This is a genomic window from Acinetobacter sp. CAU_H_29a_1 (assembly GCF_058599505.1).
Genome location: NZ_CM178655.1, coordinates 685,184 through 707,684, shown reverse-complemented (window position 1 = coordinate 707,684; position 22,501 = coordinate 685,184). Strand labels below are relative to the sequence as shown.

17 protein-coding genes and 1 pseudogene are annotated in these 22,501 nt (G+C 41.7%); 9 read left to right on the top strand and 9 right to left on the bottom strand.

Features of this window, described 5'->3' with window-relative positions:
- Positions 1 to 38: 38 nt before the first annotated feature.
- Both AC4MDD_RS03580 and AC4MDD_RS03575 read left to right on the top strand, forming a co-directional pair.
- A complete protein-coding gene (locus AC4MDD_RS03580; RefSeq protein ID WP_491882294.1) occupies positions 39 to 1,064 on the top strand; it encodes a methyltransferase in 1,026 nt (341 codons plus the stop codon).
- A gap of 9 nt (positions 1,065 to 1,073) precedes the next feature.
- Positions 1,074 to 2,537, top strand: coding sequence for an amino acid permease (locus tag AC4MDD_RS03575; protein WP_491882293.1), 1,464 nt, complete (start codon positions 1,074 to 1,076; stop codon positions 2,535 to 2,537).
- Positions 2,538 to 3,220: 683 nt separating this feature from the next.
- On the opposite strand, the gene omp38 is transcribed toward AC4MDD_RS03575, so the two are convergent.
- Positions 3,221 to 4,267 (bottom strand): outer membrane protein Omp38, encoded by a 1,047-nt coding sequence (omp38, locus tag AC4MDD_RS03570; RefSeq protein ID WP_491882292.1) that lies wholly within the window; start codon positions 4,265 to 4,267, stop codon positions 3,221 to 3,223.
- 373 nt (positions 4,268 to 4,640) lie between these two features.
- On the opposite strand from omp38, the gene AC4MDD_RS03565 reads away from it, so the two are divergent.
- The 3 genes and pseudogenes from AC4MDD_RS03565 to AC4MDD_RS03555 all read left to right on the top strand — a co-directional run bounded on the left by AC4MDD_RS03565 (position 4,641) and on the right by AC4MDD_RS03555 (position 7,076).
- Positions 4,641 to 5,165, top strand: coding sequence for a GspH/FimT family protein (locus AC4MDD_RS03565; RefSeq protein WP_491882291.1), 525 nt, complete (start codon positions 4,641 to 4,643; stop codon positions 5,163 to 5,165).
- 100 nt (positions 5,166 to 5,265) lie between these two features.
- Complete coding sequence (locus AC4MDD_RS03560; RefSeq protein ID WP_004983123.1) at positions 5,266 to 6,441, top strand: thiolase family protein; 1,176 nt, start codon at positions 5,266 to 5,268, stop codon at positions 6,439 to 6,441.
- Positions 6,442 to 6,624: 183 nt separating this feature from the next.
- Positions 6,625 to 7,076, top strand: a pseudogene (locus tag AC4MDD_RS03555) (VOC family protein).
- A gap of 14 nt (positions 7,077 to 7,090) precedes the next feature.
- Here AC4MDD_RS03555 and AC4MDD_RS03550 read toward each other — a convergent pair.
- From AC4MDD_RS03550 to AC4MDD_RS03525, 6 genes are all read right to left on the bottom strand, one after another.
- Positions 7,091 to 7,444, bottom strand: coding sequence for a DMT family transporter (locus AC4MDD_RS03550; RefSeq protein ID WP_491882290.1), 354 nt, complete (start codon positions 7,442 to 7,444; stop codon positions 7,091 to 7,093).
- A gap of 103 nt (positions 7,445 to 7,547) precedes the next feature.
- Complete coding sequence (locus AC4MDD_RS03545) at positions 7,548 to 8,033, bottom strand: DUF934 domain-containing protein (RefSeq protein ID WP_491882289.1); 486 nt, start codon at positions 8,031 to 8,033, stop codon at positions 7,548 to 7,550.
- A complete protein-coding gene (locus AC4MDD_RS03540; RefSeq protein ID WP_491882288.1) occupies positions 8,026 to 9,669 on the bottom strand; it encodes a nitrite/sulfite reductase in 1,644 nt (547 codons plus the stop codon). The genes AC4MDD_RS03545 and AC4MDD_RS03540 overlap by 8 nt, the downstream gene beginning before the upstream one ends.
- A gap of 380 nt (positions 9,670 to 10,049) precedes the next feature.
- Complete coding sequence (locus AC4MDD_RS03535) at positions 10,050 to 12,452, bottom strand: glucose/quinate/shikimate family membrane-bound PQQ-dependent dehydrogenase (RefSeq protein ID WP_491882287.1); 2,403 nt, start codon at positions 12,450 to 12,452, stop codon at positions 10,050 to 10,052.
- Between the two features lie 184 nt (positions 12,453 to 12,636).
- Positions 12,637 to 13,878 (bottom strand): carbohydrate porin, encoded by a 1,242-nt coding sequence (locus tag AC4MDD_RS03530; protein WP_491882286.1) that lies wholly within the window; start codon positions 13,876 to 13,878, stop codon positions 12,637 to 12,639.
- 120 nt (positions 13,879 to 13,998) lie between these two features.
- A complete protein-coding gene (locus tag AC4MDD_RS03525; protein WP_491882285.1) occupies positions 13,999 to 15,117 on the bottom strand; it encodes a CaiB/BaiF CoA transferase family protein in 1,119 nt (372 codons plus the stop codon).
- A gap of 209 nt (positions 15,118 to 15,326) precedes the next feature.
- On the opposite strand from AC4MDD_RS03525, the gene AC4MDD_RS03520 reads away from it, so the two are divergent.
- From AC4MDD_RS03520 to AC4MDD_RS03505, 4 genes are all read left to right on the top strand, one after another.
- Entirely contained in the window at positions 15,327 to 16,337 is a 1,011-nt protein-coding gene (locus tag AC4MDD_RS03520) for an AraC family transcriptional regulator (protein WP_004695134.1), read from the top strand.
- Between the two features lie 190 nt (positions 16,338 to 16,527).
- Entirely contained in the window at positions 16,528 to 17,733 is a 1,206-nt protein-coding gene (locus AC4MDD_RS03515; RefSeq protein WP_126037860.1) for an acetyl-CoA C-acetyltransferase, read from the top strand.
- A 283-nt stretch (positions 17,734 to 18,016) separates the two neighbouring features.
- Complete coding sequence (locus AC4MDD_RS03510; RefSeq protein ID WP_491882284.1) at positions 18,017 to 20,149, top strand: 3-hydroxyacyl-CoA dehydrogenase NAD-binding domain-containing protein; 2,133 nt, start codon at positions 18,017 to 18,019, stop codon at positions 20,147 to 20,149.
- A gap of 188 nt (positions 20,150 to 20,337) precedes the next feature.
- Positions 20,338 to 20,679, top strand: coding sequence for a hypothetical protein (locus tag AC4MDD_RS03505; protein WP_491882283.1), 342 nt, complete (start codon positions 20,338 to 20,340; stop codon positions 20,677 to 20,679).
- Between the two features lie 32 nt (positions 20,680 to 20,711).
- Here the strand turns inward: AC4MDD_RS03505 and AC4MDD_RS03500 are convergent, their stop codons facing one another.
- Together AC4MDD_RS03500 and AC4MDD_RS03495 are read right to left on the bottom strand one after the other, a co-directional pair.
- Entirely contained in the window at positions 20,712 to 21,146 is a 435-nt protein-coding gene (locus AC4MDD_RS03500) for a GNAT family N-acetyltransferase (protein ID WP_201952393.1), read from the bottom strand.
- 59 nt (positions 21,147 to 21,205) lie between these two features.
- Positions 21,206 to 22,420: a class I SAM-dependent methyltransferase gene (locus AC4MDD_RS03495; protein WP_201952395.1), complete on the bottom strand. Its 1,215-nt coding sequence runs from the start codon at positions 22,418 to 22,420 to the stop codon at positions 21,206 to 21,208.
- Between the last annotated feature and the right edge of the window lie 81 nt (positions 22,421 to 22,501).

The window sequence follows — 22,501 nt, the reverse complement described above, 5'->3', positions numbered from 1 at the left end:
CACTGTCTGGGCATCGTTTTTACAATGGAGTATATAAAATGGATCCACGAAGTGAAGTTGTTCTTCGCCAGCAAGAATTTCTCTCTGGTTCAGTTTTACTGGTCAATGCACCGTGTGACGAATTAAACACACAGTTAATTGGTACTGTAGAACCACATTTTTGGACATGGAATTTTAACGAATTACAATATTTCCAAAACCAACAAAGTGATGTGCATTTTGGTACAGATTTGCCTGATGTCGCTTTTGATCAAGCCATCGTGTTTGTTCCAAAGTCAAAAGAACTACTCAATTATGTGCTACACCAACTGGTGAGTCGTTTGGCCGTAGGCGCATCGATCTTTTTAGTCGGTGAAAAGAAGGGCGGTGTAGAGCGCGCTTCTAAACAGCTGCAACCTTTTGGTAAAACCCTCAAATTAGACAGCGCTCGACATTGTCAAATGTGGCAGTTAATCACCGAAAAAACCGTAACCGCAAAACCTTTGGCTGATTGGGCACAACTCTATACAGTGCCAACCCCGAAAGGTGAATTACAGATTTGCGCATTACCGGGTGTGTTTAGTCAAAATCGTCTAGACGTGGGCACAGCGGTTTTATTGCCTCATCTTTCACAGGTCACTTCTGGAAAAATTGCAGACTTTGGCTGTGGTGCAGGCGTGATCAGTGCTTATTTGGCCAAGTTAAATCAGAAAAATCGCATTTTTGCACTGGATGTCGATGCCTTTGCACTCGCTTCAACAAAAATGACTTTTGAGAAAAATAACCTTTTACCAGAACAACTTGAGATTAAAGCGGTACACGGAATTGAGGATGCTCCTCTGTTTTTACACGCAATCGTCAGCAATCCCCCATTCCATCAAGGCATTCATACAGATTACAATGCCAGCGAAAATTTATGCAAAACATCCCGTCGCCATCTTAAATCGGATGGCGAGTTGTGGATTGTTGCCAACCGCTTTCTGAATTATCCATTACTCATTGAGCAAAGTTTTGGCCAATGTACAACCAAAGCCGATCAACAAGGCTTTAAAGTGCTTTTTGCTAGCACACAAAAGAAATCTTAAGGAACAATGATGAGCGAAACGACTCAACCAGCTCAACTCAAGCGGAAGCTTGGAGCTCGCCATCTGAATATGATCGCCATTGGTGGTTCAATTGGTACAGGTTTATTCCTTGCCTCAGGTGCAACCATTGCAAATGCTGGCCCTGGCGGGGCGTTATTGGCCTACTGCTTAATTGGTGTGATGATTTACTTTCTCATGACCAGTCTGGGTGAGTTGGCAACACACAACCCAACATCGGGTGCATTTTTCACCTATGGCACCAAGTATGTTGAAGGCGGTTTTGGTTTCGCCCTTGGCTGGAACTATTGGTATAACTGGGCCATTACGGTTGCATTTGAATTGGTTGCAGTTCAATTCATCATGAAATTCTGGTTTCCCGACCTGCCCGGTTTCTACTGGAGTGCTCTCTTCTTAGCTGTTGTCTTTGGGATCAATGCACTGACAGTCAAAGGCTTTGGTGAAAGTGAATTCTTCTTCTCCTTAGTCAAAGTCCTTGCCATCATTGTGTTTATCATCATTGGTATTTTCATGATTGCTAAAATCATGATGACGCCTGGTGTCGCAACTTTTGCCAACTGGACCAAAGGTGAAGCGCCCTTCGTTGGTGGCTTATCTGCACTGATTGGTGTGGCGATGATTGCAGGGTTCTCGTTCCAAGGTACCGAAATGGTCGGTGTTGCTGCAGGTGAATCGAAAGATCCACAAAAGACGATCCCGATTGCCATCAAACAGATTTTTTGGCGGATTCTACTGTTTTATGTGGTGTGTATTTTCATTATCGGCACACTCATTTCATATGATGATCCACTTCTATTACAAGCAGCTTCATCAGAGAATATTGCACTCTCGCCATTTACCCTCCTCTATGAAAAAGCTGGATTTGCCTTTGCTGCCAGCGTGATGAATGCTGTGATTTTAACTGCGATTCTATCGGCAGGTAACTCAGGGATGTATTCATCGACGCGTATGCTGTTCAATATGGCTCAAAATGGTAGTGCACCTAAAGTGTTTGCCAAATTAGACCCACGCGGCGTACCCATGAATGCACTTTATGCGACAACAGCAATTGCGGCACTTTGCTTCTTAACCACCTTCATTGGTGAAGAACAAGTCTTCAACTGGCTGCTCAACATGTCTGGGATGTGTGGCTTTATCGTTTGGTTAGGGATTGCTGTTTCACATTATCGTTTCCGTAAAGGCTATGTTGCCCAAGGTCATAAGGTTGAAGACTTAGCTTATCGTGCGAAATTCTTTCCCTTTGCACCGTGGTTTGCCTTTATCCTGTGTGCAATTGTTGTTTTAGGTCAAAACTACCAAGCAGTACTTGATGGCGAATGGCTCTCTGTTTTATCGACCTATATTGGTATTTTCTTATTCTTGACAATTTGGCTTGGTTATAAATGGAAATACAAAACCAAACTGGTTTCTTACCAAGAAATGGATGTCAGTCCAATGAATCCTGATCGCGAATAAAATTCTTTCATAATAAAAAAACAGCCTTCGGGCTGTTTTTTTATTATCATTTATTCATTTACTAAAGCCGTAAAGCATAAATTAATAACGCAATTTTCAATAAGACAGTTCAATTATTGAAGTTACATAGAATCGATAGTTATGACTCGGATCCATCCTAAACTTAGTTAATATTCTGTAACTAGCATCCGTTCACTTGCGCGATGAACAATTTACATACTTAGGCAGTAAAAAGGACATATTTGATTTAGCTCCCTCCCTATTCGCACTGCCATAACCAAATGTTACGGATCATTGAGTACTGATCTCTATCTAATTTTTAGACAGAAAATAAAGTAACTTCAAATTATCCCAAGCTAGAAATGTTATCTCATTGGTAAACAAATCTTTATAAAACTAAACCCTTAGAAATATCCATTCATTCTAAAGGCAAAGTTATTATCAATGTCGTGAAGCATGAGTGACTAAAATCCACTCTTCATTCTTCTTATATTCATCCTCTAAAATGAAATACTTCTAACAGTGTCTTATATCCTATGCGTAAAGGACCATGACCACCGTAACTATTAAAGACTCTTGTATTGAGCTTGAGTTTATTTTCAACGATTTGAGTTAACATAAATTTCATTATTTTAGACATAAAAAAACGACTCCGAAGAGTCGTTTATTAGTTAAAACTCAGATTATTGAGCTTGAACTGTACGGCTGCCAGAAATTGTCGCGAATACACGACGGTTCATAGCACGGCCTTCTTTAGTGTTGTTGTCAGCAATCGGTTGGTCCCAAGCGAAACCTTGAGTAGACAAACGAGCTGGGTCAACGTTGTATTCGTTTACTAGAGACGATTTAACAGAGTTAGCACGAGCTAAAGATAAACGTTCGTTCAATGCACGTGGACCAGTGTTGTCTGTGTGACCTTCGATGCGAGCAGTAGCGTTTGGATATTCCACTAACTTCTCAGCAACTTTAGCGATTTCAGGCTTGTATTGGTCTTTGATGTTTGACTTGTTTGTATCAAAGAACACACGAAGTTCCATGTTAAGGTCTTCAGTTAACTCTTGTGGCTGAACTGGAGCAACTGGCTCAACTGGAGCAACTTCTACTACAGGAGCAGCTGGCTTCAAGTGACCACCAAGAACTACGTTAAGACCAGCTAAAGCTGTGTAGTCCCAAAATTTTTCATCAAAGTTATAAGTACTACGTGCTTCTGTACGAAGAGATAAAGCATCGTTCAAACGGAAGAACGCACCTATACCAGCATTACCGATTGTACCTTCGATATCTTCGTCACTATCATCTGAAGAGTATTTATAGTGGCCAGCACCTAAAAGTACGTATGGCTTGATTTTGCTGTCATAATTTTTCGTGATCAAATCAGAAGTAACATAAAAGTTACCGGCAAGCTGCTGTTTCTTATATTCACCAACAGTTTCACCAGCTGCACCTGCTATATCCCCAAAAGAGTCTGCAAGACCAGTTGCTTCGATATCACCTTTTACTTGAGAATATTCAGCTTCAAAACCTAACCACGGAGTTAGTTCAACACCAAGAGCAGCACCTACGAACAAATCGTCTTGAAGTTCGATATCGCTTTCAGTTAGCTTGTTATTGTTGTGTTTAGTATCAACAAAGTTGTAACCAAGCATTAATGGTGTAACAGTTACGCCCGCGTTTGCAGCAGCTAAAGGAGCAGCTACGAGCATTGCTAATGCAATACGACTCATTTTCATGGATTTATCCTCCAGAGATAACAATTGTTTTTCAAGCTAAGCTTAAAATTATTTAACCATTCTGAGATAGGCTTTTTTATACCCCAGTTTTATTTTTAAGCTATTCGCAATGAATCATACAAACACTTTATTTTTTTTCCAAGTGCTTGATAACTTTAATCAAGTAAATTATTGACAAAATTACTTACAAATTCCGTTGTAATTCGGTAATTTTTTACTCAATTTTTACTTGTGAATAGCTTATTTTCACTTGTCTTACATTTTAACAGCTTTTTAAACAAGTTGAGTACTACTAATTATGTATAAAATTTGTTTGATAAACAAAGCTTTAATAAATAAAAAATAGCCCACAACAATAAAACTGGATAACCATATGTTTTTTATCAATAAAAAAGGGTTCACATTATTTGAACTCCTGATCACTATTAGCATTATTCTGACCATTTGTACAATCGCACTTCCTCACTTTCATCAGTATATGGCCTCACAAGAGCGAAGCAAAACACTGAATACATTAAGAAATAGTATTCAGGCAGCCAAAAACATGGCTAACCTGCAACGTCAAAATATCACCATTTGTCCGAGTCAAGACCTTGTTCAATGCCAAAATCATCAATGGAACACAGGTTTTATTGTATTTATCGATAATAATAAAAACCGACGAGTAGATACCAGTGAAACGATTATTCGGACAGAACAACAGCAGCTCAAATATGGCAATCTTGATTGGCGTGGTGCACTCAACCTTCCATCATTAAGCTTTAAAGCTGAAAATGGCCTCCCCCTTGGCTCAAATGGAACCTTCTATTACTGCTCTATACAAAGTCAGGATCACTTTAAACTGGTCATGAGCAAAATGGGGCAGATCCGAACAGAACGACTCAATACCTGTAACTAGACCCATGAGTCCATAATCACGTTTTAAGCTTTTCTCGCTAGCAAATTTGCATATACTGCTTAAGTTTCCAACAAAACGTATAAGTGATTCGGAGAAGAAAATGACAGACATCGTAATTGTGAATGGTGCTCGTACAGCAATGGGCGGTTTTCAAGGCAGTTTAGCCAGTGTGACTGCTCCTGAACTCGGTGCTGTGACAATTAAAGAAGCGATTGCTCGTGCTGGCCTACACGCAAACGATGTAGAAGAAGTCATTATGGGCTGCGTTCTACCTGCGGGATTAAAGCAAGGTCCAGCACGTCAAGCTATGCGCCAAGCAGGTTTACCTGATTCAACAGGTGCCGTGACCATCAATAAATTATGTGGTTCTGGCATGAAAGCGGTAATGCAAGCTGCGGATATGATCAAAGCTGGTTCAGCAAATATCGTGGTTGCAGGTGGCATGGAGTCGATGACCAATGCTCCTTATATTTTAACCAAAGCGCGTGCGGGCTACCGTATGGGACATGGCGATGTCAAAGACCACATGTTCCTTGATGGCTTAGAAGATGCAGAAACAGGTCGATTGATGGGTTCTTTTGCACAAGATATGGCCAATACCCGTGGCTATACGCGTGAGCAAATGGATGCCTTCGCGATTCGTTCTTTAGAGCGTGCACAAACAGCGGTCAACGAAGGTTACTTTGCAGATGAAATCGTGCCTGTGACCGTTTCATCTCGCAAAGGTGATGTTGTCGTTGATAAAGATGAGCAACCGTTCAATGCCAATATTGCAAAAATTCCAAGCCTTCGTCCTGCTTTCGCTAAAGATGGCACCATCACTGCAGCAAATGCAAGCTCAATCTCGGATGGTGCATCCGCACTGGTTTTAACTTCAGCAGAAAATGCATCGAACAAAGGTTTAGCACCATTAGCGAAAATTGTGGCTTATGCCTCGAATTCACAACATCCATCAGAGTTCACCATTGCACCAGTCGGTGCAATTGAAAAAGTGCTTAAGAAAACAGGTTGGAATGCGCAAGACGTAGACCTTTGGGAAATCAATGAAGCTTTTGCAATGGTGACCATGTGTCCAATCGATGACTTCAAACTTGATCCAGCAAAAGTGAACATCAATGGTGGAGCTTGCGCATTGGGTCACCCTGTCGGTTCAACTGGTTCACGTATTATCCTAACTTTGATTCATGCGCTTAAACGTACAGGGGGTAAAAAAGGGATTGCGGCACTATGCATCGGGGGTGGTGAAGCGACGGCTGTAGCGATTGAATTACTTTAAGATGCAAGTAACCATCTTTTATCAACATATTTGATACAATAAAAGATTGGATTATTCGCTGATATAAAAGCGACATTTATGAAAATCCCTCGACTTCGAGGGATTTTTTATTACAAGATTGTATTAGGGCCGATCTCAACGACTTGTTAAAATAACGACGAAAAAAACAACAAGGATAAGACAATGCAACTGAATCACTACCTCAACTTTGACGGTCAAACTGAAGCCGCTTTTAACTTTTACAAATCTGTCTTTGGTGGAGAGTTTGCAACGTTTATGCGTTATGGAGATTTACATTCAGTTGAAAGTTCCGTCACCCTTTCCGAAGCTGACCAACAAATATCATGCATCTTTCACTTCCCATCAATGCCAGCACGATTCTGACGACTTCGGATACAGACGATCAGTTTTGTGCTCAAAGCAATACTGTCTTTACTGTAGGTAACAACCACTATATTTCGATTAACTTAGATGCCCATGAACAAGCCGATGCTAAACGCTTATTTGATGCACTTTCAGTCAATGGAAAAATAGAGATGCCTTTAGAGAAAACATTTTGGGGCGCACTCTATGGTGCATTTACCGATCAATTTGGAGTGAAGTGGATGGTGAATTGCCAATTACAAGAAGGATAAATACATCTTCTTTTTTAAACATCAATATTTGAAAATTGCGCAATAATAGTGAGTCCAACAGTAATAAAACCGATACCGAGCCATCCAGCCAAATCAATGTCCTGTCCTAAGAATGTTTTAGCAAGGAGTGCTGTGGCGATGACACCAATGCCAGACCACAGCACATATAAAATTCCCGCTTGCATAAATTTCAAGGCATAGGCGGCACACGCAAAAGAAATCATATAAAGCACCAGTGCAATACCTTGATCCAACTTATTAACCAAGCCATTGCCTTTCGCGGAATAAAAAGTCGAAAGCACATCTGTAGCAATAGCAATAAGTAACCAAATGACACCGGGATTAATTTTTGCAAAAAGTGCCATCATGTCCAATTTACCTGCTTCTTTTTCTTCAATTTGTTCTTCAAAAATGCTGCGTATAAATACAAAAAAGCTGAACCGAAGTCCAGCTTTTTATTCACTTAAAAATTTAAGCGCCCGTTTGATAACTGGCTTGTGCAACGGCTGTTGATGCTTGATACGGATTTCTAAAATCATTTAAACCCGCAGCAGCTTCAAGAATGTCTTTACCTTCTTTAATAACAAAGGTATCAAAACCTGAACGTTTCATGTAGTTCAAGACATCTTTAAACACATCACCTGTTGCGCGTAGTTCACCTTGGAAACCTTGGCGACGTAATAGCGCTGCAAATGAATAGCCACGACCATCGTTAAAACCCGCAAAATCAATAAAGATGGCATCTAGCTGATCTAAAGGGAACTCATGCGTTTCAGGAGAAGCATCAACTGTAACCAGTAGTGCTTTTTTACCTGAAACTTGAGTCAATTGATCTAACTGCTCAACCGTTAAAACCACATCACCTTGCGGTAAAACACCATCTTCACCAATCACTTGATAAGTATTGTCTGCAATCGAGCCATCTTTAGAGAGGACTTGTAGTGCTAGATTAAGCATATGCACGCTCCTTAAAGGGTTGAATGCCCACACGGCGATAAGTATCGATGAATTCTTCACCCTCAGCACGAAGGTCAAGATAGGTATTTAAAATTTCTTCAACAATGTCTGGCACAACTTCAGCTGCAAATGATGGGCCTAAAATGTCACCAATTGAAGCATCATGATCTGCATTACCACCCAAAGTGATTTGGTAGAATTCAGCGCCTTTTTTGTCCACACCTAAAATACCAATGTTGCCCACATGGTGATGACCACAGGCATTCATACAACCTGAAATATTCAGATCCAGTTTGCCAAGGTTATAAATGGTATCTAAATCATCAAAACGACGTGAAATCGCTTCAGAAATTGGAATTGATTTTGCATTTGCCAGTGAACAGAAGTCACCGCCTGGGCAGCAAATAATGTCTGTTAAGAAACCAATGTGTGCACGTGCTAGATTATTTTTCTCAAGAATAGTCCACAGTTCAAATAAATCTTTCTGCGGAACATCCACCAAAGAAATATTTTGCTCATGCGTGGTTCGCAGTTCACCAAAGGTGTATTTGTCTGCAAGGTCTGCAATCAAATTCATCTCTTCCGTAGTCACGTCACCCGGTGCAATACCCGTACGTTTCAACGAAATCGTTACAATACGATAGCCCTTCACTTTATGCGCATTGGTATTGATATTGAACCACTGTTTGAATTTCGGATGTGCAGCAAACTGTTCAGAAAAATCTTCATTTGCATAATCTTGATAATCAAACGGTATAAATTCTTCGTCTAATTTCTGCAAAATTTCAGGCTGAATTTTTAAAGTTTTAATGGTGTGCGCAAACTCAGCTTCGACTTTTTCAGCAAAAACTTGAGGCGTCAACGCTTTCACCAAAATCTTAATACGTGCTTTGTATTTGTTATCACGGCGACCATGTAAGTTATAAACACGCAGTACGGCTTCTAAGTAAGCAATCAGGTCTTCACGTGGCAAGAAGTCACGAATGAAACTACCAATCACCGGGGTACGACCTAAGCCTCCACCGACTTTAATTTTATAGCCAATTTCGCCCGCTTCATTTTTAACGATATACACCCCAATATCATGGAATGAGGTCGCTGCACGATCGGTTTCTTCAAGTGCGGATACCGCGATCTTGAACTTACGTGGCAAGAAAGCAAACTCTGGGTGGAAGGTTGACCATTGACGGATCAATTCACACGTTGGACGTGGGTCAGCCACTTCACCAGCAACCACACCTGCATATTGGTCTGTAGTCGTGTTACGAATACAGTTACCTGAAGTTTGGATCGCATGCATTTGTACAGAAGCTAGCTCTTGAAGCATGTCTGGAACATTTTCTAGCGCAGGCCAGTTAAACTGAATATTCTGACGGGTTGAAACGTGTGCATAACCACGGTCAAACTCAGTTGCAAGTTCTGCAACTTTGCGCAATTGCGTTGAGTTCATTAAGCCATAAGGCACAGCAATACGTAACATTGGCGCATAGCGTTGTACATAGAGACCGTTTTGAAGACGTAATGGGCGGTACTCATCTTCAGTGAGTTTTCCAGCTAAATAACGTTCCGTTTGGTCACGGAACTGTGCAACACGTTCATTGATCAGTTGCTGATCGAAATCAGTATATAAATACATGGCGTACAGCTAGTAGTTTCATTATAACGGCTGACAGCATAACGAGATTTAAACTATCAACAAAATGCGTTTTTTACATATTTCATAGCTGTTTTATTGATAAGGATAAGTAGATGTACTGTTTGTCCCTAATCCTAAAGGTTTTTTCTGATTAAAGTATTTTTTATTAGATACTTATACATTATTCAGCTAACTCCGTTCAGCCGATCACATACACACTAACCAATGCATTGCTACCGCATAAATTTTAAACCCGGCTTTCTGGGCAGATCTCAATTTTTCTATTGCTTCCTCGTTCTCACTTTGCCCTTTTAAACCGACTTCACATAAAAATAGCCTGACGAATCAGGCTATTTGAAAGTTTAAATGACTACAGAAGATTATTTTGCATCGGGCAAGGCATACGCCACCAAAGCATCTCCCATCTTGGTGCCAAATGAACCATGACCACCCGCCATAATGACCACATACTGTTTGCCATTGGCTTCATAGGTCATTGGTGTTGCTTGACCGCCCGCTGGTAGACGACCTTTCCAAAGTTCATCACCATTGGTCACGTTGATGGCACGGATATAATTATCCTGCGTACCACCGACAAACATTACATTCCCCGCAGTTGAGATTGAACCACCAAGCATAGGAACCCCCATTTTAAATGGTGGTAATTGAATCCCCGGTAAGCTGTCACGGATCGTACCAATACGACGTTTCCATGCAACTTCGTGAGTATTTAAATCTACACCTGCCACAAAGCCCCAAGCAGGCTGTTTACATGGCAAACCAAATGGAGACAAGAACGCACTGATCTCTACACCGTAAGGCACACCATACATCGGTTGTACACCCGCTTCGGTGCCTGCACCTTTGGCTGTTTTCGGACGGTTTGGATCGGCTGGAATGAGTCGAGAGACAAACGGTAAACCGATTGGGTTCATCACCGCAATTTGACGGTCAGGGTTAACGGACATACCGCCCCATTCAAATACACCTAAATTACCTGGAAAAACCAAAGTTCCATTTTCTGAAGGTGGGGTATAAATACCGTCATAGTTCAGTTTGTGGAAAGACACACGGCACATCAACTGGTCAAACATGGTTGCGCCCCACATTTGCTTATCTGTCAATTTCTCTTTTGGCGCAAGGTCAAAGTCAGAGAAAGGTTGTGTCGCAGAGTAACGCTCACCTTTGGTTTGCGGCCCACGTTTCACCGTTTGTGGTACAGGTTTTTCCGTAATTGGAACAATGGCTGCACCAGTACGACGGTCTAGAACAAAGGCATTACCTGTTTTCGTTAACACGTAAATGGCAGGAACCATTTTGCCCGACTTGTCTTTAATGTCAGTCAATGTCGGTTGTGATGGTACATCCATATCCCACAAATCATGATGCGTGGTTTGGAAATTCCACACCAACTTACCTGTTGAGGCATTCAGTGCCAGCATTGAGTTGGCATAACGCTCATGCAACTCGGTACGGTTACCGCCCCAAATATCTGGCTTACCCACACCCGTTGGAATGTAAACCATATCCAAAGCTGCATCATAGGCTAATGGTGCCCAAGCATTCGGTGAGTTTTGAACATACTTTTGACCTGGAGCTGGAATCGCATTTGGATCTTCTGCACCTGTGTCAAACACCCACAACAATGCGCCTGTATTCACATCATAACCACGGATCACACCTGAAGGTTCTTCAGTTGAATAGTTATCTGTGGTTGAACCCGCAATAATAATAGTCGTTCCTGTGACCACAGGTGGCGACGTTGGGATATAACCGCCCGGATAAGGGAACGGCATATCTTTTTGTAAGTCAACTTCACCATTTTTACCAAAGTCAGTACAACGCTCACCAGTATCAGCGTTGATAGCAACCAAACGGCCATCATTCACAGGTAAGATTACTTTACGTGGACACAGCTCAGACGATGACTTTTTATTCTGCAAGCTGGCTTCAAAACCAGCCGTATTGTTCGCATCATAATAAGACACGCCACGACAGGTTAAATGTTGGAAAGTATTGTCCGCTTTGAGTTTCGGATCAAAAGTCCATTTCGCCTTACCTGTAGCTGGGTCAAGTGCAACCAGTTTTTGGTGCGTGGTACAAATATACATATTGCCCCCAACTTTAATTGGGGTGACCTGATTGGTGGTTTCACCAGAGTCATTTTCTGTTTTAAAGTCGCCTGTGTTATAGGTCCAAGCGACTTTTAAATCTTTAACATTCTCAGAATTAATTTGCGTTAAAGGAGAATAGCGCAAGCCAGACTGAGTACGGCCATAAGCAGGCCAGTCGCCATCAGCAACACCCGGAATGGACTGTGCAGTTGCAGGCTGCTTGCTACTTAGTTCACCTCGAATTTCTTGAGGATCATTAAACACAGCAAAAATCATCACGGCAATAGTCACCGCCAGTGAACCTGTTAAAACCAGTTTTGCACTTTTTACGTTGTCAAAACCACGCGTTACCGCTGGAATGAGTAACCATAAGCCAAATAAACCAAGGATATCTAAACGTGGCGCCAAGGCAAAGAAGTCTGAACCCACTTCCCATAAGCCCCAAACCACTGTACCCAAGACCAACAACGCATAAACGATTAATGCCGTACTTTTTAATTTTTGCAGTAGAACTGCAGTCGCGATGAAGAGTAAACCTGCAATGATGTAGTACCAAGACCCACCAAGCACTGCAAGATAAATCCCTCCTATCAGCAGGACTAAACCAAAGATCACAGCAATCACAGCTGTAAAAGTTTTAAGCCCTGAACCTGAAGACGGAGTACTCATATTGACCACCTTTTTCTTAGATTCTGTTAAAAGCCCATATCGTTTCAATATCGATATGAGCACCTAGACAGTTTTTAGATTTTAAGTATCTGTCCAAACGACTTATTTCGAACAGTTTTATGCTTTGAACAACCGTAAAAAGTATTTATCAACCTTGCTGGACAAATACTTATCGATCTAGAAACTAAAATGCGGTCTGGAATTTAATTCCGCCGACCCATGCATTTTCACCATTTTTATACGCGCCTACATGGCGGATATATTGAATATTCGGACGAATGGTTAACCAGTTGGTTGCATGTAAACCGTAGTAAACTTCTGCATCATATTCTTCGCTACGACCATCATTTAGATCATCGTTCAAGTTGATACGTGCAAGACCGAAAGCAATTTCATCTTTAGGACGTGAATCCATCGCGCCTTTATAAACCAGACCGATATTTTGCATATCGCTAACGTTGTTGGTTTCTGAATCATGCACAGTCGCGTTGACAAAACCAGTGAGACCACGAGAGACATCACCGTTATGTGCAGTTAATTGTTGCTTCGCAACAATCCAGCCACCTTGATGCTGATCTTTTTGATCTTGATGAGCAATGACTACAGCATCAGCTGTGCTGTAGTAATAACCGGCACGGTATTCACCTGGAAGTTTTTGTGCACCTATTTTCGGTGTCCAAACCAGTTCCGCAGGAATAATGGCACCATGAGAACCATCGGTGCTGAGATTAAAGCCTTTACCGCGCTCTAAATTTTCAGGGTTGTATTCATACACCCCAACTTGTGCATACAGGTCTGGCCGAAGGTTATATTTGACTCGCGCAGCCCATTGGCTGACAGGCCAGTTGTACCACTGGTCACCGACCCCGTTACCAACTTGAGAGCCACAGAGCGCAAGGTTTTGGAAATCACAGTCGAAACTGTTGAAGTCTTCACCTTCACCAAAACGACCGACTTTGATGTCTAACTTTTGATCCATGAACTTTTTCTTAATCCACAAATCGGTTAAACGCCACGTTTGACCACGTCCCCACACTTCTTGAGTGGAACTTAAATGTCCATCTAAAGCATCGGATGTTTGAGAAAGTGAACGCCCATTGCGTTCGGTAATGGTGATTTGGGCCTCAGTATCCTGCCAGCCCAAAATCTTGTCTAAATCGAAATGCGTACCAAATGCAAACTGGTCTGCATATTCGGTACCATGACTTGAAGAATGTGAGGCATCGAGCAATGTTGCCATTTCACCCGTATAGCCAAAGCTAAAGTCGTAGCCTTTTTGCTGTAATGCGCTGCGCTGACCATTCCAGTCACCCAGCATCCAAGGGCTTTGTGCCTCAAAGGCATTTGCAGCATACACACTTTGAAAACAGCAACTGAGCGCTAAGAGACTGAGGTTAAAACACCAACTTCTTTTACATTTATTCATAATTGGTGACCTTTCTTACAAAATTACAACTAATCGATATGATACGCTTTATTTGTATAAAAACCCATTTTATGACGTTTTTTTTGTTTTAAATATATCCAAATTATCGTTATATGATATTTACAAGGAATCAAAACCAAGTGGTTTGCCTATAAATTCATATCTTATTTTTGAACGTGAAAACTTAATTGGACAAGCTAATTGTTGTTCGCTTTTTGTACTCCCCTCTTGTAAAGGTACAGAAATCACCCATGCACGATCTTTGGCTAACTGCGAATCGAGTGCTTCATCCAACTTTAATACAGGCTCAACGCAGACATCTTGCTGCTGAAAAATTGCGTTCCACGTGGCAAAATCTTGAGTTTTAATTTTGTCTTTTATTGCTTGTTTCACCACCTGACGGTCTTCGGTTGCCAGTGAGGCTCCTTTTTCAGCCACAATCGGCAATTCTAAAATCTGGGCCAACCCATGTAAAAACTGTGGCTCTAAACTCCCAATCGATAAATAACGTCCATCTTGCGTTTCATAATAGTCATAAAAAGTCGCACCATTGAGATAGCTTTGCTCAGGCCCTTGTTTTTCCTGTCCTGCTAAGCTCGCAGCTGCGGCCATGCTACTGAGCCCCACCACACAGTCGGTCATAGAAATATCAATATACTGCCCCAAACCACTACGCTGTCTTTCAATTACTGCGGCTAAAATTCCAATCACGCTATGCAAAGAGCCGCCTGCAATATCCGCAATTTGAATCCCCATTGGTGGTGGCCCACTGTGCTGTCGTCCGCTATGTCCCGCGATCCCTGACAAAGCCACATAGTTGATATCGTGTCCTGCTTTATTTTGATACCCCCCTGTTTGCCCATAACCCGTAATGGAACAATAGATCAAGCGTGGATTAATTTCAGATAAGGTCTGATAGTCGAGTCCCAATCTTTGCATCACACCTGGACGGAATTGTTCAATCACAATGTCATAGTCTGAAATTTTCGATTTGATCAGTTCAATATTGGCAGGATCTTTCAAATCCAATGCCACTGCATGCTTATTTCGGTTGAGATAACTATGTGCTGTGGCCTGTCCATTGGCATAAGGTGGCATTAAACGGATCAGATCGGGGCGGGTTGGAGACTCGATGTGGATCACTTCTGCACCTAAGTCTGCTAAGTACATTGTTGCAAAAGGTCCAGGTAAAAGTGTAGAAAAATCGAGAACTTTCAATCCTTTCAATGCCATATCCATGTTTATTTTCTCTTTTTATGTTGATTTTTTAGCTATTTTAGAAATATAAAAGCAACAAAACAATGTCATGTTCAGCCATTTACCTTGATCATTTCGGCAATTTAACATGTAAAAAGGCAAAAAACTTTAGTGTAAATTGCCTAAAATACTTTTTTTAGCGTCATTTAGGTCAAACGCAAGTGAATATAAAAGAGACTGAAGGATTAAATATGAGCCGTGATACCATTAGTATCCATTTCGTCAATGCGGCTTTAACTGGCGTAAAACGTCTCGGCATGGATGTCGAAACATTACTTTCTCACGTAGGGATTGAGGCAGAACTGCTGCGTCAACCTAAAGCCCGTATTTCTCCAGAACAATATACTCGCTTCGTTAAAATGTTATGGATGGTGACCCAAGACGAACATGTCGGCTTCGATAAGCAACCACGTCGTTTAGGTACGTTTGCCATCATGTGTCAGTTGATTATTCATGCCAAAACCTTAGGTGATGCTTTAGAACTGTCTTCACAGTTTTATAAATTGTTTGGTGATGAGTGGTCGGTGACATTAGAGCGCGACAAGCATGAAGCTCGTCTTGTTCCTCAGATTCCGAAATCGATGGACCCAGATCACTTCATTACCGAAAGTATGCTGATGATTTGGCATGGTCTCGCGTCTTGGTTGATTGAACGTCGTTTACCGCTGGAACGTGTGCACTTTGGTTATGAACGTCCGACTCATGCAGATGAGTACGATGCCCTGTTCTTCGCACCTGTGATGCAGTTCGACATGCCGCGTACCGAAATCACTTTTGCGGCAGATTATTTGGACTTACCAATTCGTCAGAATGAAGAAACATTAGAAGAGTTCTTAAAAGCCGCGCCTGCACAGTTGTTGGTGAAATTTAAAAACACCAACTCACTCACTTCACGTATTCGTGATGTATTGAAGAGCCAAATTGGTGAGGAAATGCCAACTCTGAATGATGTGGCTTCTATGCTGTATTTATCTCCACAAACGTTGCGTCGCCGCTTAGCCGCTGAAGGTAAAAGTTACCAAGGCGTGAAAGATGCATTACGTCGTGATGCCGCGATCCACCTACTATTGAACCCAGGTTTGACTTTAGAAGATGTGGCACAACAAGTGGGCTTTAGTGAAACCAGTACCTTCCACCGTGCATTTAAAAAGTGGACTGGGGTCACACCCGGTTTATATCGCCAACTACACGGCTATCACTAATTTTCTAGTTTAACGACGGTTCGGCACATTGCTAAACCCAAGATTTCGATCTTGGGTTTTTTTATGCTCAACTCTTCAGTCTATTGGCAAAAAGACTCATCTGACCTGACCCGTTCTAGTCATTGCAACACAGCCATTAATTTGTACACTCAAATGCATAACAACTTAAAAGTCATAAAAAGGAACAGCTATGAGCGAGGCTTATATCATTGACGCCATTCGCACACCACGCGGAAAAGGAAAGAAAGATGGTTCACTGCATGAAGTGAAACCGATTACGCTATTGACCACATTGTTGAATGAATTGAAAGATCGTCACCATTTAGATACTTCTAAAGTAGATGATATTGTCTTGGGTTGTGTCACGCCTATTGCAGACCAAGGTGGTGATATTGCTAAAACTGCGGCAATCGCAGCGGGTTGGGACAACGATGTTGCCGGTGTGCAAATCAACCGTTTCTGTGCTTCAGGTCTTGAAGCTGTCAATATGGCTGCACAAAAAGTACGTTCAGGTTGGGAAGATGTGGTTGTTGCAGGTGGTGTCGAGTCGATGTCACGTATTGCAATGGGTTCAGATGGTGGGCCATGGGCATTAGACCCTGAAACAAATTTAAAATCACACTTTGTTCCGCAAGGGATTGGCGCAGATTTAATTGCAACATTGGATGGTTATACACGTTCAGATGTCGACGCATTTGCAGCAAATTCGCAACGCAAAGCAGCAGCTGCACAAGCTGCGGGTTATTTCAATCAATCAGTGGTTGCTATTAAAGACAAAGCCGGCGTGACCATTTTAGATCAAGATGAATTTATCAAACCGTCAACAACAGCAGATGGTTTAGCAAAACTCAATCCAAGTTTTGAAATGATGGGTGCAATGGGTTTTGATGCGATTGCATTACAACAATATCCAGAAGCACAAAAAATTAACCATGTACATCATGCCGGAAACTCATCGGGTATTGTCGATGGTGCAGCACTTGTATTACTTGCTTCCGAGAAAGCGGTCAAAGAACAAGGTTTAAAACCGCGTGCCAAAGTATTGGCGACCGCTTTGGTGGGTTCAGATCCAACCATTATGCTGACAGGGCCTGCACCTGCTGCTCGTAAAGCATTGGCAAAAGCTGGTTTAACGATTGACGATATTGATCTATTTGAAGTCAATGAGGCTTTTGCATCTGTGGTGATGCGTTTTATGACGGAATTAAAAGTACCTGCTGAGAAAGTTAATGTAAATGGTGGTGCAATTGCGATGGGACATCCATTGGGTGCGACGGGTGCAATGATTCTTGGAACATTACTGGATGAATTAGAGCGTCAAGGCAAAAAGCGTGGTTTGGCAACATTATGTGTGGGTGGTGGCATGGGTATTGCGACCATTATTGAGTTGGTATAACCACCTAAATTTTATTGAGCATTTGATACACAAATCAGTCATACGCAACCTACCCATTTTTTGAATCTAATGTTTTTGCAATCCTTTCGATAGGAATAGTAATTAAAACAGGTTTTGCGTATGACAATGGTTTTGCCTACTTTTGCCGAAACAAAAGTAGGTCGAACCGAAGGTTAAACCCGAAATTAAAATAAATTTGGAATGACTCTGCGATGCTGAAAATTCATACAACTATGCAGAAGTATACATTTCAAGTTCAAAAAATCATTTGGATAAAAACTTTATGAGCGCAATTCAATATTTAAAAAATGACGATGGCATTATTATTCTAACTTTAGATTCTCCAAACCAATCTGCAAATACTATGAATGCAGATTTCCGTGTAGCTTTGGAAAATATTGTTTCTAAACTGAAATCTGAAACTTCTATTACAGGGATTATTTTTCGTTCAGCGAAAAAAACTTTCTTTGCAGGCGGCGATTTAGATGAGTTAATTCAAGCACGTTTGGAAGATGCCACGCCATTTTTTGAAATGATTCAGAAAATGAAAGCAGAGTTTCGCTATATCGAAACTCTAGGTGTTCCTGTCGTTGCAGCATTGAATGGTACAGCTTTAGGTGGTGGTTGGGAAATCGCTTTAGGTTGTCATGCACGTATTGCATTGAATGATCCTAAAACGAAGTTTGGCTTGCCAGAAGTGACTTTAGGTCTGCTGCCGGGTGGTGGTGGTATCGTGCGTATAGTACGGCTTTTAGGATTACAAAATGCTTTTCCATTCTTAATGGAAGGTAAGCAGTTTGGTGTAGATAAAGCAAAATCTCTTGGTTTAATTCAAGATACTGCGGAAACACCTGAAGAGTTGATGGACAAAGCGATTGCTTGGGTAAAAGCTAATCCGAAATCACAACAACCTTTTGATGTTAAAGGCTATAGAATCCCAGACGGCGATCCGAAAACACCTGCGGTTGCACAAATGCTGGCGATTGCTCCAGCGATGCTCCGTGATAAAACCAAAGGTTGCTATCCTGCTCCTGAAGCGATCATGGCGGCTGCGGTTGAAGGTGCGCAAGTCGATGTGGATACGGCACTGACTATTGAATCTCGTTATTTTACTTATCTTGCGACAGGTCAAATTTCAAAAAATATGATCGGTACTTTTTGGCATGGATTAAATGCCATTAAAGCAGGTGCAAGCCGTCCTAAAGATGTTACAAAATGGCAATCAAGCAAAGTCGGTGTACTTGGTGCAGGGATGATGGGTGCTGGTATTGCTTACTCTACAGCAATCAAAGGAGTTCCCGTTATACTGAAAGATGTTTCTGTAGAAAATGCAGAAAAAGGTAAAGCCTATAGCCAAAAGCTACTGGATAAAAAGGTCTCTCAAGGTCGTATGACGGCTGAAAAACGTGATCAGGTTTTAAGTTTAATTACAGCAACAGCATCTGCGGAAGATTTAAAAGGCTGTGATTTAATTATCGAAGCTGTATTTGAAAATCAAGAACTCAAAGCGAAAGTCACTCAAGAAGCCGAAGTATTCCTTGTAGAAGGTGGTGTGATGGCTTCAAATACTTCGACATTACCGATTACTGGTTTGGCAAATGCATCGAAAGATCAAGCAAATTTCATTGGTCTGCATTTCTTTAGTCCAGTCGATAAAATGCAATTGGTTGAAATTATTAAAGGTAAAAACACTTCTGCTGAAACTTTGGCAAAAGCATATGACTATGTACAGCAAATTGGCAAAATTCCGATTGTTGTGAATGATAGCCGTGGTTTCTTCACCAGTCGTGTATTTGGTACTTTTGTTCAGGAAGGTCTGCGTTTACTGCATGAAGGTGTACATCCAGCTCGTATTGAAATGGCAGCACTCAAAGCAGGCATGCCAGTTGGCCCATTAGCCATTCAAGATGAAGTTGCATTGACACTTTCTGAACATGTTGCCAATGAAACCCGTAAGGCGCTTCAAGCTGAAGGTAAAGATTTACCTCGTTCAGGTGCAGATGATGTGATTCAAACCATGATTCATACTTTTGACCGTAAAGGTAAAGCTGCTGGTGCAGGTTTCTATGATTACCCGGAAGGTGGGAAAAAGCATCTTTGGGAGGGTTTGAACCATTGGAAGCAAGACGTAGATATTTCTGAACAAGAAATGATAGACCGCTTCCTGTTTGTACAATCACTAGATACTTTACGTTGTTATGAAGAAAATGTTCTTGAATCTGTGATTGACGCCAATATCGGTTCGATCTTTGGGATTGGTTTTGCGCCGTGGACAGGTGGTGCAATTCAGTTTTTAAATCAATATGGTTTAGACCAAGCTGTACAACGTGCCAATGAACTTGAAGCGAAATACGGTGAGCGTTTCAAAGCACCGCAACGTCTGGTTGAGTCGGTATCATCGGATCAGATTCGCTAAAACTTCCACCTTAAAAAAGGGATCGGCAGATCCCTTTTTTATGTTCTCAGCACACAACAAAATTAACCTGCTGATTCAGCATCTAATTTTGACTTATTTTAGTGTATTCTTTTCAAGCTCGACGTAGTTTTTTGTGTTATAAAGTTACATAGTTTTAGATTTATTTTTATTCAATTGGGCTGTTGCACATGACTGACAATACTTCTCCTGAAAAATCACCATGGGGTTGGAAAGCACTGATTATTGCTTTCATTTTAAGTGGGATTTTCTTAGGTATCTTCTACCTTGCGATTACCAATGAGCCTGACTATATGCCAAGTCAGCAAACGCAGCAAAACTCTCAGCAACATGCCTTTAAAAATGCGCCTGCGATGTCTGAAGAAGCCATGGCCAAAGCACAAGCGGATAAAGAAGCGCGTGAAGCAAGAGCTCAAGCAGCTTCTGAAGATACCACAGAACATGCAAACGCTGATGAGCACAGTATGAATGCCGATGAACACGCGAAAATGTCGTCTGAACATGGTCACTAATATGCTGTGACTAATAAAAAAGCCCTGAAAGATCAGGGCTTTTTTATGGATGATAAACGCATATGGATATGCGGAATACCACAATCCAAATACTCCTCACCCTCTTGCATAAAGCCCAAAGCCTGATAAAACGCTTGCGCATGTACTTGAGAGGATAAGACTAAAAATGGACGCTGTTGCTGTTGAGCATATGCAATCACCGCCTGCATCAGAACTTTGCCTACGCCCAAACCACGATGTGACTTCAAAACTGCAACACGACCAATACTATGATTTTGCAAAAGTCGTGCGGTGGCGATGGCTTGATCTTGTTCATAGACCACAAAATGAACTGCGATTTCATCTTGCTCATCCCATTCATCTTCAGCAGCAATGTTTTGCTCTTGAATAAAGACCTGCTCACGAATCATTTTCGCAGCATGTTGCAACTCTTCCCATGTTCCGTGTGTAATTCTCAAGCTCGGCATTTTCATTTCCCTATAAATCATCTCTGTATTAGTCATTGCACTAAAAGGTGATGTTCAAATCAGCATTTACAGCCTACATCTTGCTGATCCCATTGATCATTCAACAGCAATTCCAGTGAGTGCTTTTGAATACCATACATCTCTTTCAAGGCTTGAATTTGTGCCAAGACAGCAACATCGGGCGCTTGATAGTCCTTACGCTTGGTTGCCAAAATCATTTTGTTCTTGCTGGTATGCTCAAGTGCTACAAACTCAAACACTTTGGTTTCATAGCCATAGGCTTTGAGTAATAAGGCACGAATAGTATCCGTCAGCATTTCAGCTTGCTGTCCCGCATGAATGCCAAACTGCAACATCGGTTGTAACACGAGCGGAGCTTTCAGCTGTGGGCGTAATTCTTTATGACAACACGGCGCGCACATGATCATTTCAGCATTTAAACGAATACCCGTATGGATCGCAAAGTCAGTCGCGACATCGCACGCATGCAGCGCAATCATCACATCGAGGCGTTCAGGTTGGTACGTCCGAACATCGCCCTGAAAAAAATCAAGTTGCTGAAACTCCGACTTGTTCGCAACCTCCTGACAGAATTCTACCATCTTGCTGTTTAGCTCAACCCCAGTCACAAAAGGATTCAGATCTTGCTTTAGCAAATAATCATACAAAGCAAAGGTTAAGTAGCCCTTTCCTGAGCCAAAATCGACCACGCGCAGTTGTTCAGGCAGCTGAATATGACTTAATGCCCCTGAGAAAATTTCGACAAACTTATTAATCTGCTTCCACTTACGCGCCATACTGGGAATGATGTGCGATTTTGCATCGGTAATGCCTAGAGGCTGTAAGAAATAACTGTCTTGATCGACAAAACGCTGTTTGACACGGTCATGACCTTGCTGCTCAAAAGCTTTGGCTGCCGTTTTATTTTTACTTTGCGTCAGCATGGCTTTCTTCTTGTTCTTCTTCAGTTGCCACTCTTGTTCAGTCGTCATCAAATTGGCTTGTTTACACCGCGCCAACAGTGCAGCTACCGTTTCAAGTGCTATGTCTAATGAATAATTTTTGGTGACATCTTGGGTTTTATGGCGATATAAACAGCTCAATACAGGCTGTCCTTGCAACATGACGACTCGAAAAGTCATCTTCTCGAGTTGCTCTAGTTCACCCTGATATTGACTCAGAATCATCCGATCAAAACTTTGAGATTCAAGCGCTTGCTGAAAGGCCTGAAGGAATTGCTGCTCTTGTGCAAAGGACGATACCGAAACGGTCATAATAGAAACCAAAAAAAGAATTGCGATTAAATTTTAAAGCGTCTTACGCTAAATGCAAATTTGAATTACGATACAGTTGTA

Coding starts and splice junctions, on each gene's coding strand:
- AC4MDD_RS03580 (WP_491882294.1), top strand. CDS start 39: ATGGATCCACGAAGTGAAGTTGTTCTTCGCCAGCAAGAATTTCTCTCT.
- AC4MDD_RS03575 (WP_491882293.1), top strand. CDS start 1,074: ATGAGCGAAACGACTCAACCAGCTCAACTCAAGCGGAAGCTTGGAGCT.
- omp38 (WP_491882292.1), bottom strand. CDS start 4,267: ATGAAAATGAGTCGTATTGCATTAGCAATGCTCGTAGCTGCTCCTTTA.
- AC4MDD_RS03565 (WP_491882291.1), top strand. CDS start 4,641: ATGTTTTTTATCAATAAAAAAGGGTTCACATTATTTGAACTCCTGATC.
- AC4MDD_RS03560 (WP_004983123.1), top strand. CDS start 5,266: ATGACAGACATCGTAATTGTGAATGGTGCTCGTACAGCAATGGGCGGT.
- AC4MDD_RS03550 (WP_491882290.1), bottom strand. CDS start 7,444: ATGATGGCACTTTTTGCAAAAATTAATCCCGGTGTCATTTGGTTACTT.
- AC4MDD_RS03545 (WP_491882289.1), bottom strand. CDS start 8,033: ATGCTTAATCTAGCACTACAAGTCCTCTCTAAAGATGGCTCGATTGCA.
- AC4MDD_RS03540 (WP_491882288.1), bottom strand. CDS start 9,669: ATGTATTTATATACTGATTTCGATCAGCAACTGATCAATGAACGTGTT.
- AC4MDD_RS03535 (WP_491882287.1), bottom strand. CDS start 12,452: ATGAGTACTCCGTCTTCAGGTTCAGGGCTTAAAACTTTTACAGCTGTG.
- AC4MDD_RS03530 (WP_491882286.1), bottom strand. CDS start 13,878: ATGAATAAATGTAAAAGAAGTTGGTGTTTTAACCTCAGTCTCTTAGCG.
- AC4MDD_RS03525 (WP_491882285.1), bottom strand. CDS start 15,117: ATGGATATGGCATTGAAAGGATTGAAAGTTCTCGATTTTTCTACACTT.
- AC4MDD_RS03520 (WP_004695134.1), top strand. CDS start 15,327: ATGAGCCGTGATACCATTAGTATCCATTTCGTCAATGCGGCTTTAACT.
- AC4MDD_RS03515 (WP_126037860.1), top strand. CDS start 16,528: ATGAGCGAGGCTTATATCATTGACGCCATTCGCACACCACGCGGAAAA.
- AC4MDD_RS03510 (WP_491882284.1), top strand. CDS start 18,017: ATGAGCGCAATTCAATATTTAAAAAATGACGATGGCATTATTATTCTA.
- AC4MDD_RS03505 (WP_491882283.1), top strand. CDS start 20,338: ATGACTGACAATACTTCTCCTGAAAAATCACCATGGGGTTGGAAAGCA.
- AC4MDD_RS03500 (WP_201952393.1), bottom strand. CDS start 21,146: ATGCCGAGCTTGAGAATTACACACGGAACATGGGAAGAGTTGCAACAT.
- AC4MDD_RS03495 (WP_201952395.1), bottom strand. CDS start 22,420: ATGACCGTTTCGGTATCGTCCTTTGCACAAGAGCAGCAATTCCTTCAG.